At 70.1% G+C, this 20988-nt stretch carries 23 protein-coding genes and 2 pseudogenes; 7 read left to right on the top strand and 18 right to left on the bottom strand.

The window, feature by feature from the left end:
- Nucleotides 1–2 precede the first annotated feature (2 nt).
- The 4 genes and pseudogenes from V4Y04_RS32770 to V4Y04_RS32755 form a co-directional block, all read left to right on the top strand.
- Nucleotides 3–1310: an ABC transporter permease gene (locus V4Y04_RS32770; RefSeq protein WP_332431963.1), complete on the top strand. Its 1308-nt coding sequence runs from the start codon at nt 3–5 to the stop codon at nt 1308–1310.
- Nucleotides 1311–1370: 60 nt separating this feature from the next.
- Nucleotides 1371–2774, top strand: a complete 1404-nt coding sequence (locus tag V4Y04_RS32765; protein WP_332431962.1) for an ABC transporter permease — start codon at nt 1371–1373, stop codon at nt 2772–2774.
- The gene (locus V4Y04_RS32760; protein WP_332431961.1) at nt 2771–3505 is read left to right on the top strand and encodes an ABC transporter ATP-binding protein; all 735 of its coding nucleotides are present in this window, start codon (nt 2771–2773) and stop codon (nt 3503–3505) included. The genes V4Y04_RS32765 and V4Y04_RS32760 overlap by 4 nt, the downstream gene beginning before the upstream one ends.
- Before the next feature lie 8 nt (nt 3506–3513).
- Nucleotides 3514–3830 (top strand): annotated as a pseudogene (locus tag V4Y04_RS32755) (transposase); the annotation flags it as partial.
- Between the two features lie 15 nt (nt 3831–3845).
- On the opposite strand, the gene V4Y04_RS32750 reads toward V4Y04_RS32755, so the two are convergent.
- From V4Y04_RS32750 to sigJ, 3 genes are all read right to left on the bottom strand, one after another.
- Complete coding sequence (locus tag V4Y04_RS32750) at nt 3846–4466, bottom strand: hypothetical protein (RefSeq protein ID WP_332431960.1); 621 nt, start codon at nt 4464–4466, stop codon at nt 3846–3848.
- Nucleotides 4463–4840, bottom strand: coding sequence for a PadR family transcriptional regulator (locus tag V4Y04_RS32745; protein ID WP_332431959.1), 378 nt, complete (start codon nt 4838–4840; stop codon nt 4463–4465). The genes V4Y04_RS32750 and V4Y04_RS32745 overlap by 4 nt, the downstream gene beginning before the upstream one ends.
- Before the next feature lie 124 nt (nt 4841–4964).
- Nucleotides 4965–5864, bottom strand: a complete 900-nt coding sequence (sigJ, locus tag V4Y04_RS32740) for an RNA polymerase sigma factor SigJ (RefSeq protein WP_332431958.1) — start codon at nt 5862–5864, stop codon at nt 4965–4967.
- 102 nt (nt 5865–5966) lie between these two features.
- Between sigJ and V4Y04_RS32735 the strand changes: the two genes are divergently transcribed.
- Nucleotides 5967–6329, top strand: a complete 363-nt coding sequence (locus tag V4Y04_RS32735; RefSeq protein WP_332431957.1) for a hypothetical protein — start codon at nt 5967–5969, stop codon at nt 6327–6329.
- A 143-nt stretch (nt 6330–6472) separates the two neighbouring features.
- Here V4Y04_RS32735 and V4Y04_RS32730 read toward each other — a convergent pair whose 3' ends face one another.
- The 3 genes from V4Y04_RS32730 to V4Y04_RS32720 all read right to left on the bottom strand — a co-directional run bounded on the left by V4Y04_RS32730 (nt 6473) and on the right by V4Y04_RS32720 (nt 8318).
- On the bottom strand, nt 6473–7438 hold the full coding sequence (locus V4Y04_RS32730; RefSeq protein ID WP_443080163.1) for an IS3 family transposase: 966 nt from the start codon (nt 7436–7438) through the stop codon (nt 6473–6475).
- Between the two features lie 59 nt (nt 7439–7497).
- Nucleotides 7498–7881 (bottom strand): transposase, encoded by a 384-nt coding sequence (locus tag V4Y04_RS32725; protein ID WP_109383656.1) that lies wholly within the window; start codon nt 7879–7881, stop codon nt 7498–7500.
- 86 nt (nt 7882–7967) lie between these two features.
- Nucleotides 7968–8318, bottom strand: coding sequence for a hypothetical protein (locus tag V4Y04_RS32720; protein ID WP_332431956.1), 351 nt, complete (start codon nt 8316–8318; stop codon nt 7968–7970).
- Between the two features lie 313 nt (nt 8319–8631).
- Here V4Y04_RS32720 and V4Y04_RS32715 point away from each other — a divergent pair.
- Nucleotides 8632–8882, top strand: a pseudogene (locus tag V4Y04_RS32715) (virginiamycin B lyase family protein); the annotation flags it as partial.
- Nucleotides 8883–8956: 74 nt separating this feature from the next.
- Here the strand turns inward: V4Y04_RS32715 and V4Y04_RS32710 are convergent.
- The 3 genes from V4Y04_RS32710 to V4Y04_RS32700 all read right to left on the bottom strand — a co-directional run bounded on the left by V4Y04_RS32710 (nt 8957) and on the right by V4Y04_RS32700 (nt 11633).
- Complete coding sequence (locus V4Y04_RS32710; RefSeq protein ID WP_332431955.1) at nt 8957–9496, bottom strand: hypothetical protein; 540 nt, start codon at nt 9494–9496, stop codon at nt 8957–8959.
- 330 nt (nt 9497–9826) lie between these two features.
- Nucleotides 9827–10789: an electron transfer flavoprotein subunit alpha/FixB family protein gene (locus tag V4Y04_RS32705; RefSeq protein WP_332431954.1), complete on the bottom strand. Its 963-nt coding sequence runs from the start codon at nt 10787–10789 to the stop codon at nt 9827–9829.
- Nucleotides 10790–10844: 55 nt separating this feature from the next.
- On the bottom strand, nt 10845–11633 hold the full coding sequence (locus V4Y04_RS32700; protein WP_332431953.1) for an electron transfer flavoprotein subunit beta/FixA family protein: 789 nt from the start codon (nt 11631–11633) through the stop codon (nt 10845–10847).
- A gap of 331 nt (nt 11634–11964) precedes the next feature.
- Between V4Y04_RS32700 and V4Y04_RS32695 the strand changes: the two genes are divergently transcribed.
- Complete coding sequence (locus V4Y04_RS32695; protein ID WP_332431952.1) at nt 11965–12708, top strand: FadR/GntR family transcriptional regulator; 744 nt, start codon at nt 11965–11967, stop codon at nt 12706–12708.
- A 288-nt stretch (nt 12709–12996) separates the two neighbouring features.
- On the opposite strand, the gene V4Y04_RS32690 is transcribed toward V4Y04_RS32695, so the two are convergent.
- Genes V4Y04_RS32690 through V4Y04_RS32650 form a run of 9 tightly spaced genes read right to left on the bottom strand, consistent with a single transcriptional unit; the run spans nt 12997 to nt 20977 of the window.
- Nucleotides 12997–13851, bottom strand: coding sequence for a 3-hydroxyacyl-CoA dehydrogenase family protein (locus V4Y04_RS32690; protein WP_332431951.1), 855 nt, complete (start codon nt 13849–13851; stop codon nt 12997–12999).
- Nucleotides 13851–14000, bottom strand: a complete 150-nt coding sequence (locus V4Y04_RS32685; RefSeq protein ID WP_332431950.1) for a hypothetical protein — start codon at nt 13998–14000, stop codon at nt 13851–13853. Before V4Y04_RS32685 ends, V4Y04_RS32690 begins: the two co-directional genes overlap by 1 nt.
- Nucleotides 13997–14452, bottom strand: coding sequence for a MaoC/PaaZ C-terminal domain-containing protein (locus tag V4Y04_RS32680; protein ID WP_332431949.1), 456 nt, complete (start codon nt 14450–14452; stop codon nt 13997–13999). The genes V4Y04_RS32685 and V4Y04_RS32680 overlap by 4 nt, the downstream gene beginning before the upstream one ends.
- Entirely contained in the window at nt 14449–15447 is a 999-nt protein-coding gene (locus V4Y04_RS32675) for an NADPH:quinone oxidoreductase family protein (RefSeq protein WP_332431948.1), read from the bottom strand. The genes V4Y04_RS32680 and V4Y04_RS32675 overlap by 4 nt, the downstream gene beginning before the upstream one ends.
- 38 nt (nt 15448–15485) lie before the next feature.
- Nucleotides 15486–16610 (bottom strand): CaiB/BaiF CoA transferase family protein, encoded by a 1125-nt coding sequence (locus V4Y04_RS32670; RefSeq protein WP_332431947.1) that lies wholly within the window; start codon nt 16608–16610, stop codon nt 15486–15488.
- Complete coding sequence (locus tag V4Y04_RS32665; RefSeq protein WP_332431946.1) at nt 16607–18277, bottom strand: AMP-binding protein; 1671 nt, start codon at nt 18275–18277, stop codon at nt 16607–16609. Before V4Y04_RS32665 ends, V4Y04_RS32670 begins: the two co-directional genes overlap by 4 nt.
- The gene (locus V4Y04_RS32660) at nt 18277–19329 is read right to left on the bottom strand and encodes an acyl-CoA dehydrogenase family protein (protein ID WP_332431945.1); all 1053 of its coding nucleotides are present in this window, start codon (nt 19327–19329) and stop codon (nt 18277–18279) included. Before V4Y04_RS32660 ends, V4Y04_RS32665 begins: the two co-directional genes overlap by 1 nt.
- Entirely contained in the window at nt 19326–20111 is a 786-nt protein-coding gene (locus V4Y04_RS32655; protein ID WP_332431944.1) for an enoyl-CoA hydratase-related protein, read from the bottom strand. The genes V4Y04_RS32660 and V4Y04_RS32655 overlap by 4 nt, the downstream gene beginning before the upstream one ends.
- Entirely contained in the window at nt 20108–20977 is an 870-nt protein-coding gene (locus V4Y04_RS32650; RefSeq protein ID WP_332431943.1) for a 3-hydroxyacyl-CoA dehydrogenase family protein, read from the bottom strand. The genes V4Y04_RS32655 and V4Y04_RS32650 overlap by 4 nt, the downstream gene beginning before the upstream one ends.
- Nucleotides 20978–20988 lie beyond the last annotated feature (11 nt).

Below are 20988 nucleotides of genomic sequence, written 5' to 3'. Positions count from 1 at the left end.
CCATGAACTTCGTCAAGCGCGCGGGCATGAGCCTGCGTGCCAGGAAAGCCAGGACCGCCGCTCTGCTGGGCATCTTCGTCGTCATCTGCACCCTGCTGCTGGGCGGCTTCCTGCTGCAGGGCGCCACCGCCCGCCAGGAGGCGGAGGCGCAGCGGACCATCGGCGTCGATGTGACGCTGAAGGGCGAGGGCCTCACTCCGGCGCTGGCGGACCGGCTCGGTTCGTCCCCGCAGGTGCACCGGTACAACCCGCGGCTCCCGCTCGAGGCCGGGGCCCGCGGCCTCGAGCCGCTGGAGTCCGACGCCCCGGGGCCGGGCGGCGACCGCACCGGGGCAAAGACACCGCCTCTCAAGACACCGCCTCCCCTGGCATTGAACGGCGTGCGTGACTCGGGCCTGCTGCTGCCTTTCTCGTACGGCTCGAGCAAGATCACGGCGGGGCGTGGGATCACCCCCGAGGACGCCGGCCGCGGGGTCGCCGTGGTGGAGCAGCGGCTGGCCGAGAAGAACGGGCTCAAGGCCGGCGACACCCTTCGCGTGCGGTCGGCCGACGGAAAGCGCACCGTGCCGCTCACGGTCGTCGGGATCTACCGGGACTCGACGCCGGACCCGTCGAGGTGGGTGCCGCCGCACCAGCTGCCCGGCAACGTGCTCTACGTACCGGTCCGCACGGTGCAGCGGCTGAGCCCCGGCACGGCGGACCTCGCCGAAGCCGTCTTCAGGATCGGCTCCCCGGAACAGGCCGAGCAGCTGCACGCCGAGGCCCGGCGGCTCCTCGGCGGTGGGTCGTTCGACTTCCGCGTCAACGACAAGGCGTACAGGGACCAGGTCCGTCCGATCCAGCGGGCCGGGACCTTCGCCGGGCTGATCGTCTGGCTCACCGCCGTGGCCGGTGCGCTGATTCTGGGGCTCCTCGTGATGCTGCAGATCCGGGAGCGCCGCGACGAGCTCGGGGTGCTTCTGTCGCTGGGCGAGAAGAAGTGGAAGCTCATCGGCCAGCACGCCGTGGAAGTGGCCGCGGTCGGCCTGCCGGCCGTGGCCGTCGCCGCCCTGGCCGGTCACGTCGCCGTCCAGCAGGCGGGCGACGCGTTGCTCGCCCGCCAGGACCCCGCCCTCTCCCCGAGGGCCGGCTCCCCGGACACCCCGGCCGACTCGTCCGACTCGTCCGACTCGTCCGTGATGCGCGTCGAGCCCTCCGATCTCGGCAAGGTCGCCGGCATCGGCCTCGGAATCTCCCTGGTCTCCACCGTCGTCCCCGGCATCGGGATCCTCCGCCTCCACCCCCGCTCCCTCCTCACCGACAGCGAATAAGCACCGCACCGCTACAGAACGACCGCTACAGAACGACCGCTACGGAACAACCGATACGGAATGAGAGAGCCGACCGATATGAACTTCGTCAAACGGGCAGGGCTCAGCCTGTGGTCCCGCAGGGGCAGGACCCTGATCACCCTGTGCACCTTCCTCGTCATCTCCGTGATGGTGCTGGCCGGCGTAATGATCAAGGACGCGACGGCCCAGGCCAAGAACGAGGCCAAGCGCTCCGTGGGTGCCGAGGTCAACCTGGAGATGGACCTGGAAGACCTGAGCGCCGGCGGTGGCGTGGCCCCTCAGATCAGCGCCACGGCGGTGGACGAGCTGGGCACCTCCCCGCTGGTCCAGAAATACAACTACTCCATGTTCGACCGGGGCGTCCTCAAGGGCGGCACCCAGCTGGTGACCGAGGGCGTGGACGCCGCGGCCTCGGGCATGGGGCCCGGTGGCACCCCCACCACCGGAGTCCTCGACTCCGCGCTGCTGCCCGACTTCCGCAGCGGCAACTTCGAGCTCCTGTCCGGAGCCCACCTCACCGCCGCCGACAAGGACGAGCACCTGCTGCTGGTCGAGGAGCGGCTGGCCCGGAAGAACGGCCTCAAGACCGGCGACAAGATCACCCTGGGCGCGAACGAGGGCAAGGCCACGGCGGATTTCACGGTGGCCGGTATCTACCGGGATCCGCGCCCCAGTTCCGAGCCCGAGCCGGAGCACTTCGTCAACCCGGCCAACATGCTGTACGCGTCCGTGGGCGGATTCGCCCGGCTCAACGCCCCCGCGGACGAGTCCCTGCAGGTCAGGAAGGCGACCTTCCTCCTCTCCGACGCCGACGACCTGGGGAGGTTCAAGGAGGAGGCCGAACGGATCGCGGGTTCCGCGCTCGACGGGTTCACGCTGACCACGAACGACAAGGCGATCCGGCAGATGACGGGCCCGCTGGACAGCATCAGTTCCACGGCCGCCGTCGCGATGTGGCTGATCGGCATCGCGGGCGCCGCCGTCCTCGCCCTCCTCGTCAACCTCGCGGTCAAGCAGCGCCGCAAGGAGTACGGCGTACTGCTGGCCATGGGCGAGAAGAAGGGGAAGCTCATCGCCCAGCAGGCGCTGGAAATCGTCGCGGTCGCGGCCCTCGCCATCGGCCTGAGCTCCCTGTTCACCCAGAGCCTGACCCAGAGCGCGAGCCAGTCGCTGCTCGGCCGAGAGGCCGCCGCGGCCCGGCACAAGCTCGACTCCTGGCAGCCCCCGGCTCCCGGCACCACCGGCATCGACCAGGGCATCGACCCGGACGACCGGCCGGTGGAGAACGCCGACCCCATCGACAGCGTCGAAGTGCGCCTCGACCTGGCGGCCCTGGCCACCGTGGGCGGCGTCGGCCTCGGCCTGGGCCTGCTGGCCACTGCCGTCCCGGCCGCCGCCGTACTGCGGCTCACCCCCCGCACCATCCTCACGAAGGGCAAGTGACAGCCACCATGACCGGCGCCACCGAAACCAGCACCACCGAAACCCCGCCCGTCCTCCGCCTCGACGGCGTCAGCCACACCTACGCCGACCAGCGCCGCAGGACCACCGTGCTCAAGAGCATCGACTACAGCTTCCGGCGCGGCACCTTCTACACCGTCCTGGGGCCCTCGGGCAGCGGCAAAACCACCCTGCTCAGCCTCGCCAGCGGCCTCGACGCGCCCACCCGGGGCACCATCCGCTTCCGCGGTCAGGACCTGACGAAGCTCGGCCTCGGCCGCTACCGCAACAAGCACGCCGCCACGATCTTCCAGCACTACAACCTGCTCACCTACATGACCGCCCTCCAGAACGTCACCACCGCCATGGAGATCACCGGCGTGAAGCCGGACCACGGCAGCCGCAGGGCCCGCGCTCTGGAACTCCTGGAACGGCTCGGCCTGGACAGGAACACGGCCACGCGCAACGTCATGCGGCTCTCCGGCGGCCAGCAGCAACGTGTCGCCATCGCCCGCGCCCTGGCCTGCGACGTCGACATCCTCTTCGCCGACGAACCCACCGGAAACCTCGACGAGGACACCGCCCAGGGCATCATCGACACCTTCCGCGAACTGGCCCACGAACAGGACAAGTGCGTAGTCGTCGTCACCCACTCCCAGCGCCTGGCGGCACAGTCCGACCACGTCCTCACCCTGCGCAAGGGCAAGCTGACGGACGAGGTGAGACCACGCTGACCACACACCCACCCGGTGGTCGGCCGCGGACGGGGCCGACAAGACCTACAGCAACGGCCCCGTCCGCGAGTACCTGCGACGCCGGGACATTCGGCACACCATCCCGGAAAGGACCGACAGCCAGGCAGCCCGCCTACGCAAAGGCTCACACGGCGGACGGCCACCCGGCTTCGACGAAGAGCGGCACAAGAAACGCAACACCATCGAGCGCGCGATCAACAGGCTCAAGCAGTCCCGGGCCGTGGCTACCCGATATGACAAGCGCGGCTCCGTCTTCCTCGGCACTGCCACTGCGGCGGCCCTCGTCATCTGGCTCCGTACATGATCGGACGGGCAGGCCCTAGTCGCCGCCGGGCGCGGTGCTCTTCCTGCCCCGCGCATCGGCGACTACGTACGGCAGCCCGGGAAGGATCAGCACCGGGGCCGCCCACAGCGGAAAGGTGAACAGCGCCCCGTCGCCGCCCAGCCACAGGGAGAGCAGCACTGCGGCCGAGCCGGCGACAAGGGCGACCGCCAGGCTCCCGCCGAGCCCCAGACTGCCGCGCCGCAGCTCCCAGGCGACCGTGACCGCTGCGAGGACGGCCCAGAAGACGACATCGTCCACGCTCACGACCCGTTCGGTGGTCCACCGGACCAGACACGTGGCCAGTACCAGCCAGCCGATCACGGAGCAGACCGTCGCCGCCGCGCGCAGCAGTCGGCGGGAAAACGGAGCGCGGGCCCGCGCCCAGGACGCGGCGAACTTCTTGACGTCGTCGCCCACGACGTCCTGGGGCGTGCGGCCCGCGGCCACCGCGTCCTCCAGATGAGCGGAGAGCTCGTCGAGCATCTCCCGGACAGATCCGTCGTCGAGGCCCCGGTACTCCCAGTTGCTGCGGCAGACCGCGAGTATCTGCTGGTTCGTCATGGTGCGCTGGTCCGTCATGGTGCGCTGGTCCGTCATGGTGCGCTGGTCCGTCATGGTGCGCTTCCCCCCGTGGGTCCGGTGGCGGTCAGGATCCGCTCCACACGCCCGCTGAAGGCGTGCCACACGGCCCGGCCGCTCACCAGTTCGGCACGTCCCGCTTCGGTCAGGCGGTAGTACTTGCGTGGGGCGCCACCGCTGGCCGACGGGGCGCGGTACGAGGAGATGATCCCCTCCCGCTCCAGCCGGGCGAGCAACGGATAGATACTGCCTTCACTCACGAGATCGAGCCCGTTGTCGGCGAGTGCCGCTACGAACTCGAAGCCGTAGCGCGGCCGTTCGGCGATCAGCGACAGCAGGCACAGATCGAGCACTCCGCGCAGCAGCTGACTACGACGCTGGTCACCGGTAGCGGGCAGCCCCTTTGTCATGCGGTACAAGATAGTCAGCCATTTTCATGCGCCGCAAGATACTTGCGGCGCACGACAATGAGTGGCTCCAGCGGTGCGGGTACTCGCGACAGGTCCGACTCCGGCATGATCGGCCGGACAAGTCCTAGCCGGTCCGCACCCACGGCCGCAGCTTCTCCGGATTGCGGACCGCCCAGATCCGGGTGACGCGGCCGTCGGCGACATCGAACGAGGCCACGGTCATGACGGCTCCGGCACGCTGGGCCACCAGACCCGGCACACCGTTGACCGACCGCTCCAGGAGTTCGAGCCCCGGAGCCTTGTCGGCGATGGCGACCATGTACTGGGCGATGCGCGCACCGCCTTCGATCGGGCGCAGGACGGCACCGACCATGCCGCCGCCGTCGGCGGTCATCACGGCGGCCGGGTCGAGGAGGTCGACGAGGGCCGCGATGTCCTTGGTCTCCCATGCCTCTTTGACCTGCCGCACCACGTCGGCCTGCCCGGCCGCCGTCACCGGAGCCCGCGCGACGCGCGCCCGCCGCCGGGCGGAGGCCGCGAGCTGCTTGCAGGCCGCGGGAGTCCGGCCGAGGATGTCGGCGATCTCGGCGAAGGGGTACCGGAAGACGTCGTGCAGGACGAACGCCACCCGCTCGGCGGGTGTCATCGACTCCAGGACGACGAGGAAGGCCATGGTCACCGATTCGTCCAGAACCATCTGGTCGGCGAGGTCGGTGCCACGGCCGTGGTCCCACTCGGCATGGTCGGGCAGCGGATCGGGCAACCACACGCCGACATAGCGTTCACGCCGGGCCCGCGCCGATCCGAGCACGTCCAGGCAGATGCGACCGGTCACCGTCGTCAGCCAGGCGCCGGGGGATGCGATCTCGTCCCGCCGACTTCGCGGCAGCGCGTACCAGCGCGCGTAGGCCTCCTGTACGGCGTCCTCGGACTCGGCCAGTGAACCGAGCAACCGGTAGGCGACATTGATCAGTTGGCGCCGCTCACCGGCTGTCCCATCGGTGCTCCGCCCAGCCGTCCCCATGCTCCCGGCCGCCTCCTCGCCTTACCTTTCACAGCCCTGCGTCGTCGGATTGGTAAGACCTTATCGATCTACTGCCCCCCGGGCGGAAAAGGGGACCGTGGCATGGCGACCCAGGCGACGGCACAGCGCCGCTTCTCGTTTCTGCAGATCGCGATCGCCCTGCAGACCCTGACCATCTTCCTTCAAGCCGTTTCCGCCGGACTGCTGCTGACCTCGGCCTACGGAGAGACGCTGCACAGTGTCGGAGCCCGCGTGATGTACGGGGCGTCGATGCTGTACGTGCTCGCGGCGGTGCTGGCGTGGAAGCCGGGCGGCGGCTCGCCCCGGCCCGTCTGGCACGCGTCCGGCTTCCTCGTCCTCGCCTCGGTCCAGGTCGTGCTCGGTATCGCGCACCTACCTTCGGTCCATCTCCCTCTGGGGGTCCTGATGTTCGGACTGAGCGTGCTGGCGCTGGCGCGGCGCTGAAGTCCGATAGGAGAGATGCCGCAATCAGCTGGGGCCTGTCCGGCGGATCAGGCCGCATCAGGGGGCCCGTTCGCCTTTTGTACTGGTGAGCGGGGCAGCCGGTGCCCCCGGAAGATTTCAAGTCCAGTGAGACGGTCGTGATGCTATGAGGTTTGTGGTGCGGGTTCGCGGCGCTTGGACGGGTCGTTGATCCAGGCCGTCTGGGGTATCTCGGGTGGTCGGGGGCGGCGGCCGAAGCGTTCGGGGTGGCGGGCGTATGCCTCGGCGAGGGTGACCGCGCGCTGGTCGCGGACCTCCTCGGCGGTCCCGAAGTGGACGGAGGCGGGTGTGTGCCAGCCGATGCCCGAGTGCCGGTGCTCGTGGTTGTAGTACGCGATGAAGGCGTCGAACCATTCGCGGGCGTGGGCCAGCGAGTCGAACCGTTCGGGATAGTCCGACATGTACTTCGTGGTCTTGAACTGGGCCTCGCTGTAGGGGTTGTCGTTGGAGACCTTCGGCCGCGAGTGCGACCTTGTCACCCCGAGGTCGATCAGCAGCTGGGAGACCTTCTTGCTCGTCATCGAGGTGCCGCGGTCGGCGTGCACGGTCTCGGGCACGATCCCGTTGCGGACGATGGTCTCGCGGATCAACTCCTCGGCCCGTTCGGCCGATTCAGCGGCCTCGACGGTGTGGCCGACGATGTAGCGGCTGAAGATGTCGATGATGACGTAGGCGTGATACCAGATGCCCTTCGCCGGTCCGGCCGCCTTGGTGATGTCCCAGGTGAACACCTGCGACGGGGCGGTGGCCACCAGTTCGGGCACCGCCTGGGCGGGGTGGGTGGCCTGTCTTCGGCGCTCGCCGGACTGGCCCTTCTCGCGCAGGATCCGGTACATCGTGGAGACCGAGCAGTGGTAGCGCCCGGCATCCAGCTCGCGGGCCCAGATCTGCGCGGGCGCCAGTTCGGCGTACTCGTCGCTGTTCATCAACTCCAGTACCGCAGACCGTTCTTCGGCCGTCAGGGCCGAGGGCTGGACCTGCGGCTTGCGGGGCCGGCGTGGTGGCGCCGGACGCAGCCGGCGGTAGTGGGTGGCCCGCGAGCGGCCGGTCAGCCGGCACGCCGCAGTCACACCCAGCACGCCCTCGACGCCGGTGAACGCGTCATCGGCCACCGGGGTGACGGCAGCGTTCAGTCCGCGCCCTCGGAGATCATTTCCAAGAGCGCGGAAGCTTTTCCCATAACCTCCAGCGCGGCCTTGTTCCGCGCCAGTTCCTTCTCCAGACGCTCCACCTGGCGGCGCAGTTTCTCGTTCTCCGCCTCGGCGGCAGACTTCTTCGGCCTCGCCGGGCCGGTACGCTGGTCGACCAGCTTCTCCAGAGCCCCGGCATCCCGCGCTGCCCGCCACTCCTTCACATGCGAGTGGTACAGCCGCTCGCGGCGCAGGACCGCGCCCTTCTCGTTCTGCGGGGCGGCGTCGTACTCGGCCACGATCCGCAGCTTGTACTCCGGGCTGAAAGTGCGGCGCTTCGGCCGGGGAGCCGGGTCGGATCCGGCGGACTTGCTGCTGGTCATGAGGGGGTGGTTCTCCTGTCGTGCCCTCTCAGGCTAACCCGCCGAAGCGGGACGTCTCACCCAAGGCTGACAGAGAGGGCCCGTGCTCACACACCGCGCATGAGTTCCGCGTTGACGGCGTCGACCCGTGCGTACAGGGACCCTTCGGTGATGATGTCCTCGCCCCTCCCCCGGCGCCACGGGTCCACGTCGATGACGGTGACGAGCGAGTTGCCCAGTCCGATCACCACCCACCAGTCCCGCCCGTCCGCCCGCACCCTCCAGGTCGACTTCACCCACTTGCCGGTGTCCGTACGCACCTCGGCCGAGACCAGCTCCCAGCCTTCCGGGTCGAAGCGGGGCAACCTCGGCAGAGATGCGCCCCGTTGCCGCAGACGTTCGGTGACGTGAACGCCATGGGCCTTCAGCCGTACCGGTTCGCTCAGGATGTGACGCACTCGTGTGAAGAGGTTTGCGGGTCCTGTCTCGATGTGGAAGCGGGCGGTCTCAAATCAGGGTGGCACGGTGAACTCCTTGGACAAGGGCGGAGGATGCCGGCGGGTTCGTGGTCAGCGGTGACGCCAGAGCTGGTGCAGTCGGAGTACGTCCATACGCCAGTGCATCTCGATGGACGGGTCCGGAGTTCTCTTCCGGCCGAGGCTGTGGCGGATGTTCGGGTACAGACCGTCCGGTCACAGATCGGCACCAGAAACCGATCCGAGAACATTGGTCGGGAACGTTGATCGATGCCTGACCCCGCAAGGAGTTGCTGTGCCCCCTTCTGATGTACCAGCCCCTGGGGAGTTCCGCGTGGCGGACAAGGAGGCCGGGCCTTACGGCATCACGGCCGGCTCCGACGATGCCCTGTGGCTCACCTTCGCGCACAGCGGTCGCATCGCGCGTCTCACCCTCGCCGGCGGGCTCAAGGAATCCCCCTGGACTCACCTGCCTGCCGCCCTACGGTCATTACTCCCGGTCCGGACTGGGCTCTGTGGTTCACTCGCACTCAGGACCACCGGATCGCAGCGGGCGGGCCGGCTCCTTGATCGCAGCCAACCCTTTGCGAGGCAGCCCCGTCCTCGTCGACGAGACCCCGCTACTCGATACCGGTCGCGTCGAGCAACCGGACCACGTCCTTGCGCCCGTACCCGAGCAGCCGGGCACGGTAAACGCCCATGAGCAGCAGGTGGGCGGCGGTGTGCGCCGCACATCCGTCCCGGTCGTCGCCGAGCCACTCCTGGGGTTTCTCGACCCCCAGGCTGTTCATCACCAGCCTGTACTCGCGCCGGACTTGGGCGACGGTGCCGGCGACCGCGTCCAGCAGCGTCCTCCCCGGCCGTTCGCACTCCAGGGCAAAGCTCCCCCGGTCGACCGGCAGACATCCGTCCGGCGGCCGCTCCCGCAGCCCCGCGTACCGCTCGTCCCCGAACCCGGCCGCATCGAACTCCTCGTGCACCAGGGAGAACCGATGAAACCCGGCCGGGACCGGAAGCGGTGGCGGCGTGCACTCCCACCCGGCGTCCTCGTACAGCAGCTTCTCCACCTCCTCCTCGTCGGCATGCGTCACGGTGAACCCACTGGCGTCGTTGCGCCCGGTGGTCGTGCCGTCGGAGTTGCGGTGAAAGCAGAGACCCATGTGCACTCCCGTGGTCCGCGATGGGGATGAAAAGGGATGAATGAGAATCCCCGTCACTGGATCAAACGGCCCACAGCCACCGCCAGTGCCCCCTCCCTCATGCATCACCCGATCGCATGACCCGCCCGTCGCAGGCTAACGCCGGCGGGCCCCACATACGGGAATCACCACGCTCCCACCGGCAGGTCACTCCCCCTCCTCAACCACCCCGACGGGAGCCTACTGCTGCGGCTGGGCCGAGAAGGAGGGCGCCCAGCGTGGTCCGTCCTGTGCACGCAAGCGCCCGCTTCCACAGAAGTGTTGCGGCGGGCCCGGTTACCGCCCGCGTACTCAGCCCTTGCGGGTGTTGATCTCCTCGGTGAGCTGCGGCACCACGTCGAACAGGTCGCCGACGACGCCGTAGTCGACCAGGTCGAAGATCGGAGCCTCGGCGTCCTTGTTGACCGCCACGATCGTCTTCGAGGTCTGCATGCCCGCCCGGTGCTGGATCGCCCCGGAGATGCCGGAGGCGATGTACAGCTGCGGCGAGACACTCTTGCCGGTCTGGCCCACCTGGCTGGTGTGCGGATACCAGCCGGCGTCCACCGCGGCACGCGAGGCACCCACCGCCGCGCCCAGCGAGTCGGCCAGCGCCTCGATGACCGCGAAGCTCTCCGCGCCGCCCACGCCACGGCCGCCGGAGACCACGATCGCGGCCTCGGTCAGCTCCGGACGCCCCGTCGACTCGCGCGGGGTGCGGCCGGTGACCCTGGTGCCCCTGGCCTGCGCGGAGAAGGTCACGGCCAGGGCCTCGACCGCGCCGTCGGCCGGGACGGCCTCCACGGCGACCGAGTTCGGCTTGACCGTGATGACCGGGGTGCCCTTGGAGATACGGGACGTGGTGGTGTAGGCGGCGGCGAACACCGACTGCGTGGCCACCGGGCCCTCGTCGCCGGCCTGAAGGTCGACGGCGTCGGTGATGACGCCGGAGCCCAGGCGCAGCGCCAGGCGGGCGGCGATCTCCTTGCCCTCGGCGGAGGAGGGGACCAGCACCGCCACCGGGGACACCTGCTCGGCCGCGGCCTGCAGGGCGTCCACCTTCGGCACCACCAGGTAGTCGGCGTACTCGGCGGCCTCGTGGGTCAAAACCCGCGCCGCGCCGTGCCCGGCCAGCACGGCGGCGGTATCGGCGGCGCCGGCCCCGAGTGCGACGGCGACCGGCTCGCCGAGGCGGCGGGCCAGCGTCAACAGCTCCAGGGTCGGCTTGCGGACGGCGCCGTCCGCGTGGTCGACGTAGACGAGAACTTCAGCCATGGGACTTCTTCTCTCCTGCTTGCGAAATGTGAGGGGCGGTCGGCGAATCCGGGGCTCAGATGAACTTCTGGCCCGCGAGGAACTCGGCGAGCTGCTTGCCGCCCTCGCCCTCGTCCTTGACGATCGTGCCCGCGGTGCGGGCCGGGCGCTCGGTCGCGGAGTCGACCACGGTGTAGGCGCCCTGGAGGCCGACCTCCTCCGCCTCGAGGTCGAGGTCGGACAGGTCCCAGGAGGCGACCGGCTTCTTCTTCGCCGCCATGATGCCCTTGAAGGACGGGTAGCGGGCCTCGCCCGACTGGTCGGTGACCGAGACGACCGCCGGCAGGGGCGCCTCGAGCTGCTCGGAGGCGGCGTCGCCGTCCCGGCGGCCGGTGACCGTGCCGTCCTCGACCGCCACCTCGGAGAGCAGGGTGACCTGCGGCACGCCCAGGCGCTCCGCGAGCAGCGCCGGCAGCACACCCATGACGCCGTCGGTGGAGGCCATGCCGGAGATGATCAGGTCGTAGCCGGCCTTCTCGATCGCCCTGGCCAACACCAGGGAGGTGCCGATGGCGTCGCTGCCGTGCAGGTCGTCGTCCTCGACGTGGATCGCCTGGTCGGCACCCATGGACAGCGCCTTGCGCAGCGCGTCCTTGGCGTCCTCGGGGCCCACCGTCAGGACGGTGATCTCCACGTCGTCGTCGGAGTTCTCCGAGATCTGCAGCGCCTGCTCGACCGCGTACTCGTCCAGCTCGGAGAGCAGACCGTCCACCTCGTCGCGGTCGACGGTCAGGTCATCGGCGAAGTGCCTGTCGCCAGTGGCGTCGGGCACGTACTTCACGGTGACAACGATCCTCAAGCTCACGAAGCGTCTCCTGGTCACTCACGGTTGCGGGGCGCACGGGCGGCCCCCGCGATGAAGGGCTCGACGGGCTCACGTGTTCGGTGAGGGCGTCGGCCTCGTCGGCCCGCCTCGGCAAGCCCTCTCACCCGAGTGAGCAGAAGCAAAATATTAGACATTTACCAACCTGTCAACGGCACGGAAGCCCGCCCGGGAAGGGGCCTCCGCCGGCTGGATGCTCGCACCTCAACAGACGTGCACCGAAGGGCGTTCGGCATTCTCGCACCCACCGCCCACCCTCGCGGTATGCTGTCTAATATTTACCAACGTGTAGACCTGGGAGAGTGCGAGAAACGTGGAACCGCACACGAAACACGCCGCCCGCAGTGCTACGGCGAAGCTCATCGGCCAGAAGGTGCTACGTCCTCGCGAGCAAGTGGAGGACAAGATCCGCGCAGCAATTCTGTCAGGCGAGTTGCGCAGCGGTGAACGGCTGCCCTCGGAGGCAGAACTGGCCCGGCAGTTCGACGTCAGCCGCACTACGGTGCGTGAGGCTCTGCGGTCGCTGGCCAGCCAGAAGCTGATCGACAAGACGCCCGGCGTCGGCGGTGGCAGTTTCGTGCGCAGCGTCGACCACCAGTCCCTGGGCAATCTTCTGCAGGAGTCGCTTCACAACCTTCTGCAACTGGGCAACCTCCGAGTGGAAGAGGTGGCCATGCTGCGCCAGTACCTGGAGGTGCCGGCCGCACGGCTTGCCGCCCAGCACCGCTCGGACGAGGACCTGGCGAAGCTGCAGGACATCGTCGAGCGGCAGAAGACCATCTCGGTCGACGATCCGGATGTACCTGATCTCGATGCCCGCTTCCACGCCGCGATCGCCAAGGCATCGGGCAATCGGCTTCTCGCATCGTTCGTCCACGCGCTGCACCGCGAAACCGAACCGGTCCACTACTTGGACCTGTCTCCCGAGGTCGGCCGTAAAACCGTGCGCCAGCATCAGAAAATCGTCAAGGCGATCGCCGCGTCCGACCCGGACTCGGCCGAGCAAGCCGTCAACGAGCACCTCGTCTACCTCCGCGAACACGTACTGAGTCTGTGATCACCCGGCGCCGTCCGCTTCCGCCGACCGCTCATGGCGCGGTCGGCGGAAGCGGAAGGCGGAAGGGACGGCGGAAGCGGACGGCGCCGCGGATCCGGTCGTTCGTTCGTGTACAGCGCCTTGCCACCGGTCCCCACCGCACGAGCGCGCCGTCGGCCCGTTCGGGCCGACGGCGCGGAGCTGCGAGTCCGGTCTCGGGGGTGCCCCGGTTCTTGTTCCGCGCTGCTCGTGGATGTGCGGTGGCACCGAGGGGCGATCGGCGCGCCTCAATGCGTTGACGAGCGGAACTCACCAGGAGTAGAAGCCCTGCCCGGTCTTGCGGCCGAGGTGCCCCGACTTCACCTTCTCTCGCAGAATGGCGGGGGGCTCGAACCTTTCCCCCACCTCGCGCGCGAGGTGCTCCGCGATCGCCAACCGCACGTCGAGCCCCACCACGTCCGTCGTCTTCAGTGGACCCGTCGGGTGCTTGTAGCCCAGTGTCATGGCCGTGTCGATGTCCTCCGCGGACGCGACCCCGTCCTCGAGCATCCGCATCGCTTCCAACGCGAGAGCCACTCCGAGCCGGCTGCTGGCGAACCCCGGGGAGTCGGTGACCGTGATGGCCGTCTTCCCCAGCGCCTCCACCCACGCCTGGGCTTCGCTCACCAACTCCGGCGCGGTCTTCGGCCCCACCACGATCTCGACGAGCTCGCTGGCCGGCACCGGATTGAAGAAGTGCAGCCCCACCAGCCGGTCGGGCGCCGGCAGGTCCGACGCCAGTCCGTCGACCGGCAGACTCGAGGTGTTCGTCGCCAGGTAGGCGTCCGGGGCCGCTTCCGCCATCGAAGCCAGCACCCGCCGCTTCAGCTCCATGTCTTCCGGCACGGCTTCCACCACCAGCCCGCACCTGGCCAGCACCCCGGGGTCGGTGGAGACCGAGAGCCGGGCGACGACGTCCGGCAGCGGTCCGGCGAGCTTTCCGCGCTCCTGTGCCTTGGCCAAACTCGCCTCGACCCGCTCACGGGCCGCGGCGGCAGCCGGTTCGGCGGCCTCCACGACGGTCACCGACGTGCCGGCCAGCAGGAAGGCGTGCGCGATGCCCGCTCCCATGCGGCCACCGCCGTACACGCCGACGTTCTCAGGCAGACTGTTGGGCGGACGCATCAGTTCTCCGATCCGTGGGTGAGGTTCTCGAGGACGACGGCGAGGGCCTGGCCGACGCCGACGCCGACGCCGATGCAGATCGCGGCCACCCCCCAGCGGTCACCGCTCCGGTGCAGCCGGTGCGCCAGGGGGAGGAAGGCGTGGTTCATGCGGCGCGCTCCCTGGAGATGAGCATGGTCTTCAGACCGTGTTGGACCACGACATCGTGCTGGTTGACGACGCGGGCCTCGAACTCCACGATCCCGCGGTCGGAGTGGGAGGACGACGGGCGCTGGGCGGTGACCGCGTAGTCGACGTGCAGGGTGTCGCCGAAGTGGATCGGGGCGGTGAACCGCCAGTCGCTGATGCCGAGGAAGGCGATCACCGACTGGTCGAGTTCACCGGTGCGTGCCCACATCAGCCCGTGGGCGAAGGAGAGTCCGAGCAGGCCGTGGGCGATCCGGGTGCCGAACGGCGTCTGCTTGGCGAACTCCTCGCTGGTGTGCAGCGGGAACCGGTCACCGGTGAGCCCGGCGAAGGCACCGACGTCGGCCTCCGTGACAGTCCTTGAGGGGCTGCTCCAGGAGCGGCCCACGACCAGGTCGTCGAACCAGAGCGTCATCGCCCCGCTCCGCCGCCCAGACCGGTGGTGAGGACGACCTTGCCCTTGACCTTGCCCTCCTTGACGTACTGCAGGGCATCACCGGCGTTCTCCAGCGGGAACGTCCTGTCGACGGCCGCGTCGACCTTGCCCTGCACGAACAGGTCGAACATCTCGGCCATGGTCGACCGCATCAGTTCGGGGGCCCGGTCCCGGTAGTCGCTGCTCTGCAGGCCCACCACGCTGATGCTCTTGACCAGCAGGTGGCCCGGCTTGATCGGGTTCTGCCCGCCGGAGGCGAAGCCGACGACGACGATCCGGCCCTCCCACGCGGTGGCCCGGATGATCTGGGTGAGGAAGTCGCCGCCCAGCATCTCCAGCACCACGTCGACGCCCTTGCCGTCGGTGACGGCGAGGAGGTCGTCGCGCAGCGTCTCCGGGGTCGAGGTGAGCACCACGTCGGCGCCCTGCTCGCGGGCCAGTTCACCCTTGGCGGTGTCCTGGGCGAGGGCGATGACCCGGGCGCCCCGGGCCTTGGCGAGCTGCACGCCGGCGGACCCGACCCCGCCACCGGCGCCGGTGATGAGCACCGTCTCACCGGACTTCATCTGACCGCGCCGGAGCAGGCCGAAGTACGCCGTGGAGTACACCAGGCCGAACGCCGCGGCTTCCTCGTAACTCATCTCGTCGGGGAGCTCCATGACCAGCTCCTCGGGGACGGACAGTTGTTCGGCGTAACCGCCGTGCTCTACCAGGGCCAGCACCCGTCGGCCGACGGTGATCCGCTCGACGCCCGCACCGACCGCGATCACGCGTCCGGCCGCCTCCTTGCCCGGGCTGAACGGGCGCGGCGGCAGGTTCTGGTAGGTCCCCTCGACCACGAGGACGTCCGGGAAGTTGACACTCACCGCGCCGATCTCGATGACGACCTCGCCGGGGCCGGGCACCAGGTCGGGCACCTCCTCCACCACGAGACCGGACGGGGGGCCGAATTCCTTGACGAGCGCAGCACGCATCGTTGACTCCTTGGGGAAATGTGTACGGGACCGGGCGGTCAGGCCCAGGGCGAGGTCTCGCCGAGCTCGGCCAGTGAGGGGTACGGGGTGGTGGCGGGTGCGCGCCGGAGCGCGGCGGAGACCGGGCTGGGCAGCGTCGCGAACGACGCGTCGCCACCGGGCGCGGACACCCGCTCGGGGGCGTCGATGTCGACGAGCCCGGCGTCGACCGCCTCGTCGAAGGTGGCGACGACCACCGTGCAGACGTCCTCGCCGTCCAGCACGGCACGCCAGTGATCGCTGGTCTCGGCGGCGAACCGGGCGGTGAGCGCCGTGATGACGTCCTCCTCCTGACCGGCGTCGTCGTGGAACTTCTCGTCCAGTCCGACCAGTTGGACGAGCCGGTCCCAGAACTTCTGCTCCAGCGCGGCGCAGGCGATGTGGCGGCCGTCGGAGGTCGGGTAGACGTGGTAGCGCGGGCTGCCGCCGGTGAGCTGCTCGGCGCCCGGCCGCGGCCAGCCGGCGCCGGCCTGGCGGGCCGCGAAGTAGCCGTAGCCGAGGACCTGGAGGTTGTGGGTCATCGACACCTGGAGGCGTGTGCCCTCACCGGTGCGGTCGCGCTGCCGCAGGGCGAGCAGGATGTTGACGACCGCCGGGTAGGTGCCGGCGGCGATGTCCGCGAGCACGGTGACCGGCAGTCCGGGCGTGCCCGTGCTGTCGGTGACGACTCCGAGGAGGCCGGACTCCGCGAGGTAGTTGAGGTCGTGTCCGGCCCGCTTGGCGTGCGGCCCGGTCGGCCCGTAGCCGGTGATCGAGCAGTACACGACGTCGGGGTTGACCGCGCGGACGGCGTCGTATCCGAGACCGAGCCGGTCGGCCACCCCGGGACGGAACTGCTCCATGACCACGTCGGCCTCGGCGGCCAGCTCGAGGACCCGGTCGCGCTGGGCGGGGTCCTTGAAGTCGACCCCGTAGGCCCGCTTGCCCCGGTTGAGCACGGCGTAGTTGGCGCTCGCCTCGCCGAACTTCGGCTGGTACGTGCGCATCTCGTCGCCGCGGCCCGGCCGTTCGAGCTTGACCACGTCGGCCCCGGCCTCGGCGAGCATCAGTGTGGCCAGGGGGCCGGGGAGGAGGGTGGACAGGTCGAGGACCTTGATGCCGTCGAGGGGCAGGGCGGCATTCACGCGATCATCTCCCGCAGCTTGAATTTCTGGATCTTCCCGCTCGGGGTCATCGGCAGTTCGGGCGCGTTGACCACCCGCTCGGGGAGGTAGTGCTTGGACATGCCCTGGGCGAGCAGGTAGTCCGCCAGGGTGGCCACCGTCAGCTCCGGCGTGCCGGCACGGGTCACCAGCACCGCGCAGATCCGCTCGCCGAGCCGCTCGTCGGGGATGCCGACCACGGCCGCGTTCACCACGTCGGGGTGGTCGAAGATGACGGACTCGACGTCGGTGACGGGAATGTTCTCCCCGCCGCGGATGATGATGTCCTTGTTGCGTCCGCGCAGGGAGAGCCAGCCGTGCTCGTCGAGGCTGGCCCGGTCGCCGGTCTTGAACCACAGGCCGGGCAGGTAGGCGTCGTCGGTGGCGTCGGGCCGGTCGTAGTAGCCGTACACGACTCCCGGCCCCCGCATGAGCAGGTCACCGACCTCGCCGGGCGGCACGTCGCGGCCGTCGGAGCCGACGACACGGACCTCGGAGCCGGGGAAGATCGACCCGTCGGTTCTCTGGATCGCGGCCGGCTCGTCGGGCGTGCAGGAACTCATGATGCTGCACTCGGTGAGACCCCATGCGGGGGCGATGTAGGCCCCGAGGGCCTCCTGGGCCTGTGCGGGAAGATTGCGCGGCACCGGGGAGCCGGCGATCACCAGGCATGTCAGCGGACAGTCCGGGTCGCCCGCCAGGTCGGTGCGCATCATGTCCTGGAGGAAGGTGGGCGCGCCGAAGAACGCCGTGACGCCCTCCTCACGGATCACCCGCACACCCCAGACCGGGTCCCACCGGTCGACGTGCACCGCGGTACCCGCGAGCAGCACCGTCATCACGATGCCCCAGGCGAAACCCGTGTGGTGGCCGACCGGCGAGGCGACCAGGTGCACCATCGGGTCGCCGTACACCTTCGGGCCGATGTGCTCGGCCTGGCGGCGGACGGCGTAGATGAGCGTGTTGTGGCTGTGCATCGCGCCCTTCGGTTCACCGGTGGTGCCGGAGGTGAAGCCGAGGTAGCAGATACGGCTGGGTACGGGCTCGGGGAACGTCCGCGTCGGAATGCCGGCGTGGCTCGACCAGAGCGACTCGCCGTCGCGGAGGTCCGAGGCGTCGTCGTCGAGGACGATGACGTGCTCGAGCGTCGGTATCTCGGCCCGCAGCCTGCGGGAGAGCTCGAGGTTCTCGGTGCTGCGCCACCGCCGCGGGATGACCAGCACCTTGGCCTTGCTGCGGCGCAGGATCGCGGCCGCCTGGCGTTCGCCGTACGCCACCGGGATGCCGGCGTAGACGGCGCCGAGTTCGTTGATGCCGAAGACCATCTCGGGGTACTCGACCCAGTTGGGAAGCATCAGCACGACGGCGTCGCCCTGGGCGACTCCGAGGGAGGCGAAGACGCTCGCCGCGTGGTGGGCGTTCGCGTCGAACTCGGCGTAGGTGCGGCTCACCCGGTCGCCGCCGGTGCGGTGGCCCACGAGCGCCGCGCGGTCCGGATGGGCCTGCGCCGCCTCGGTCAGCAGGGAGCGGATCGACCGCTCCTCCCACCAGCCGGCGGCCCGCCAGGCCTCGGCGTCGTCGTCGGTGACCGGCGTGTGCTGGCCGTCGAGGAACTCGGCCAGCGGGGTACCACTCTGACTCGTGGTCATCATCCGTCCTTCCGAAGGGGGGTGGCCGGGCCGAGGCCCACCAGGGTGCGCGCGGTGGTGACGGCAGCGCCTTGGACATCTGCGGCGGCGCGCAGGGAGACCGCGTCCCGCAGGTACCGCTCGGCCGGGTACTCGGCGAGGTAGCCGTAGCCGCCGTGTGACTGCAGCGCGGCGGCGGCCACGTCGATCGCGCCGTCGCAGGCCTCGCGTGCGGCGGCGAGGGAGCGGACCGGGTCATCGGCCACAGCCATCACGGCGGCCAGGGCGACCGCGCTGCGGGAGGCTTGCGCGAGCAGCGACTGGCGCACCGTGGGGATGGCGGTCAGCGCGTCGCCGAACTGCCGACGGCCGGCGGAGTACGCGGCGGCCGCGTCGGCGGCGGCCGCTGCCGTGCCGGCCGCCACGGCGGCGGCTCCGAGCCGGAGCCGGACCCGTGCCGCCGGGACGTCGACGCCGGTCAGTTCGGTGACCGCGGCACCGCTCGCCTCGACCCGGACGGACCGGGTGAGGGCCCCGCCGAGGCCGGTCCGGCGCAACGGACGGGCGGTGAGCGCGGCCGGGTCGATCAGGAGCGCCCTGTCCTCGTCGGCCAGCACGAGGAGGTACGGCGCCTCGGCGGCCGCGTCGATCCGGTCGACCGAGCCGCTCAGGGCGGTGCCGGACCGGGCGAGCCGCACATGGGCGGAGCCGGCGTCGACGACCGCGACCGCCGCCGTCCCGGTGTGCACCCGGCCGACGAGGTCGGCGCAGCGCTCGTCGCGGGCGAGCACGTCGACCGCGGCGTGTGCCTGGGCACAGGCCCAGCCGAGTGCGGGCCAGTTGCGGCCGAGCCGTTCGAGCGCGATCGCGGTGGTGGCGCGGTCGGCGCCGCCGCCGCCGTGTTCCTCGGCGGTTCCCAGGGTCCAGACGCCGAGTTCGACGAGCTCGGCGGTCAGGCGTGCGACGGTCTCCGGCTCGTCGGTGAGGACGAGGTCGCGATCGGCTGTGAAGGCGTCCAGCATGGCCATCAGGTCACGCTGGTCGCTGTCGAGTGCGGGGCCGTGCCAGCTCATGCCCAGAAGCTTTCGGGCTTGGGCTCGCGGCGCTCACCGAAGGCGGCGCCGACCTCGTGCGCCTCCTGGGTCTGCAGGTACAGCGAGAGCTGCTGGTCGTGGGCCATGCGGGCCTGCCCGGACACGCCGTTGTGGCGGGCCGAGAACGCCCCCTTCATCGCGCCGATGGCCAGCGGGCTGCGGGTGGTGATCTCCCTGGCCACCTCGACGGCGCGGGTCAGGGCCTCACCGGGCGCGACGACCTCGTTGACCAGGCCCATGTCGAGGGCCTGGGCGGCGGTGTACTTCCGGTTGAGGTACCACATCTCCTTGGCGCGCTTGCGGCCGATGGTGTCCTCCAGGTACCAGGAGCCGTAGCCGGCGTCGAAGCTGCCGACCATGGGGCCGACCTGCCGGAAGACGGCGTTCTCGGAGGCGATGGTCAGGTCGCACACGGTGTGCAGCACGTTGCCGCCGCCGACCGCGAAGCCGTTGACGGCGGCCACGATCGGCTTGGGGATGGTGTCGAGCGCCTGGTAGACGTCGATGACCGGCAGCACCTGGGACTGGTCGAGGGAGGTGACCGGATCGTGCTCGCCGCCGATGCAGAAGAACTTGTCGCCGGTGCCGGTGAGCACAGCCGCGCGCAGGTCGCGGTCCAGCCGGAACCGCTGCAGCGCGTCGACGAGTTCCAGGCAGGTCTGGTGGCGGAACTTGTTGCCGGCCTCGGGCCGGTCGATCGTGATCGTGAGGACCGCGCCGTCGCGGTCGATGAGGATGTCGTCGTAGGTCGGTGCGTTCATCGGGTGCTCTTCTCTCCGGTGCGGAATCCCTGGCCGTTCTTGGCGCCGAGCCGTCCGGCGGCGACCATCTGGCGCAGCAGCGGGGGCGGGGCGTAGCGGCTGTCGAGCGTCGCCGCGTACGCGCTCTGCGTGGCGTGGAGGTGGACGTCGAGGCCGATCATGTCGAGCATCTCGAAGGGTCCGGACTGGTAGCCGAGGCCGAGCTTGAGGGCTGTGTCGATGTCCTCGGCGGTGGCCAGGCCGTCGTCGTACTCCTGGATGACGTCGTTGAGGTAGGGCAGCAGCAGCGCGTTGAGGAGGAAGCCGGGCCGGTCCTTGACGACGACCGGTTCCTTGCCCTCGAGGGAGGCGACCAGCGCCACCAGCCGCTCGACCAGCCGGGGTTCGGTCTGCAGCGCGCGGACCACCTCGACGGTGCGCATGACCGGCGCGGGGTTGAAGAAGTGGAGGCCGGCGACCCGTTCCGGGTTCGGCAGGGCCGCGGCCAGGTCGGTGACCGACAGGGCGGAGGTGTTGGTCAGGATGGGGGTGTGCTCGCCCACGACGGCGGCGGCCTCGGCCAGCAGCGCCTTCTTCACCTCGGCGTTCTCCGTCACCGACTCGATCACGACGTCGACGCCGGCCAGGTCGGCCATGGTCGTGGTGCCGGTGATGCGTGCCAGCACGGCCTGCTTGGCGTCCTCGGTGATCTTGCCGCGGGCGACGCCGCCGTCGAGGAACTCCGCCACCGCGGCGAGGCCGGCGTCGACCCGGGACTCGTCCGTCTCCAGGGCGACGACGTCACGGCCGGAGGCGGCGAACACCTGCGCGATCCCGGCGCCCATCGTGCCGAGGCCGAGCACCCCGACCCTCGGGAAGTCGTTCATCGTCTGTCTCC

The organism is Streptomyces sp. P9-A2 (assembly GCF_036634175.1).
GTDB lineage: Bacteria > Actinomycetota > Actinomycetes > Streptomycetales > Streptomycetaceae > Streptomyces > Streptomyces pratens.
Note: the sequence above shows the minus strand (reverse complement) of the source record. Positions and strands in the feature narration are given on the sequence as shown.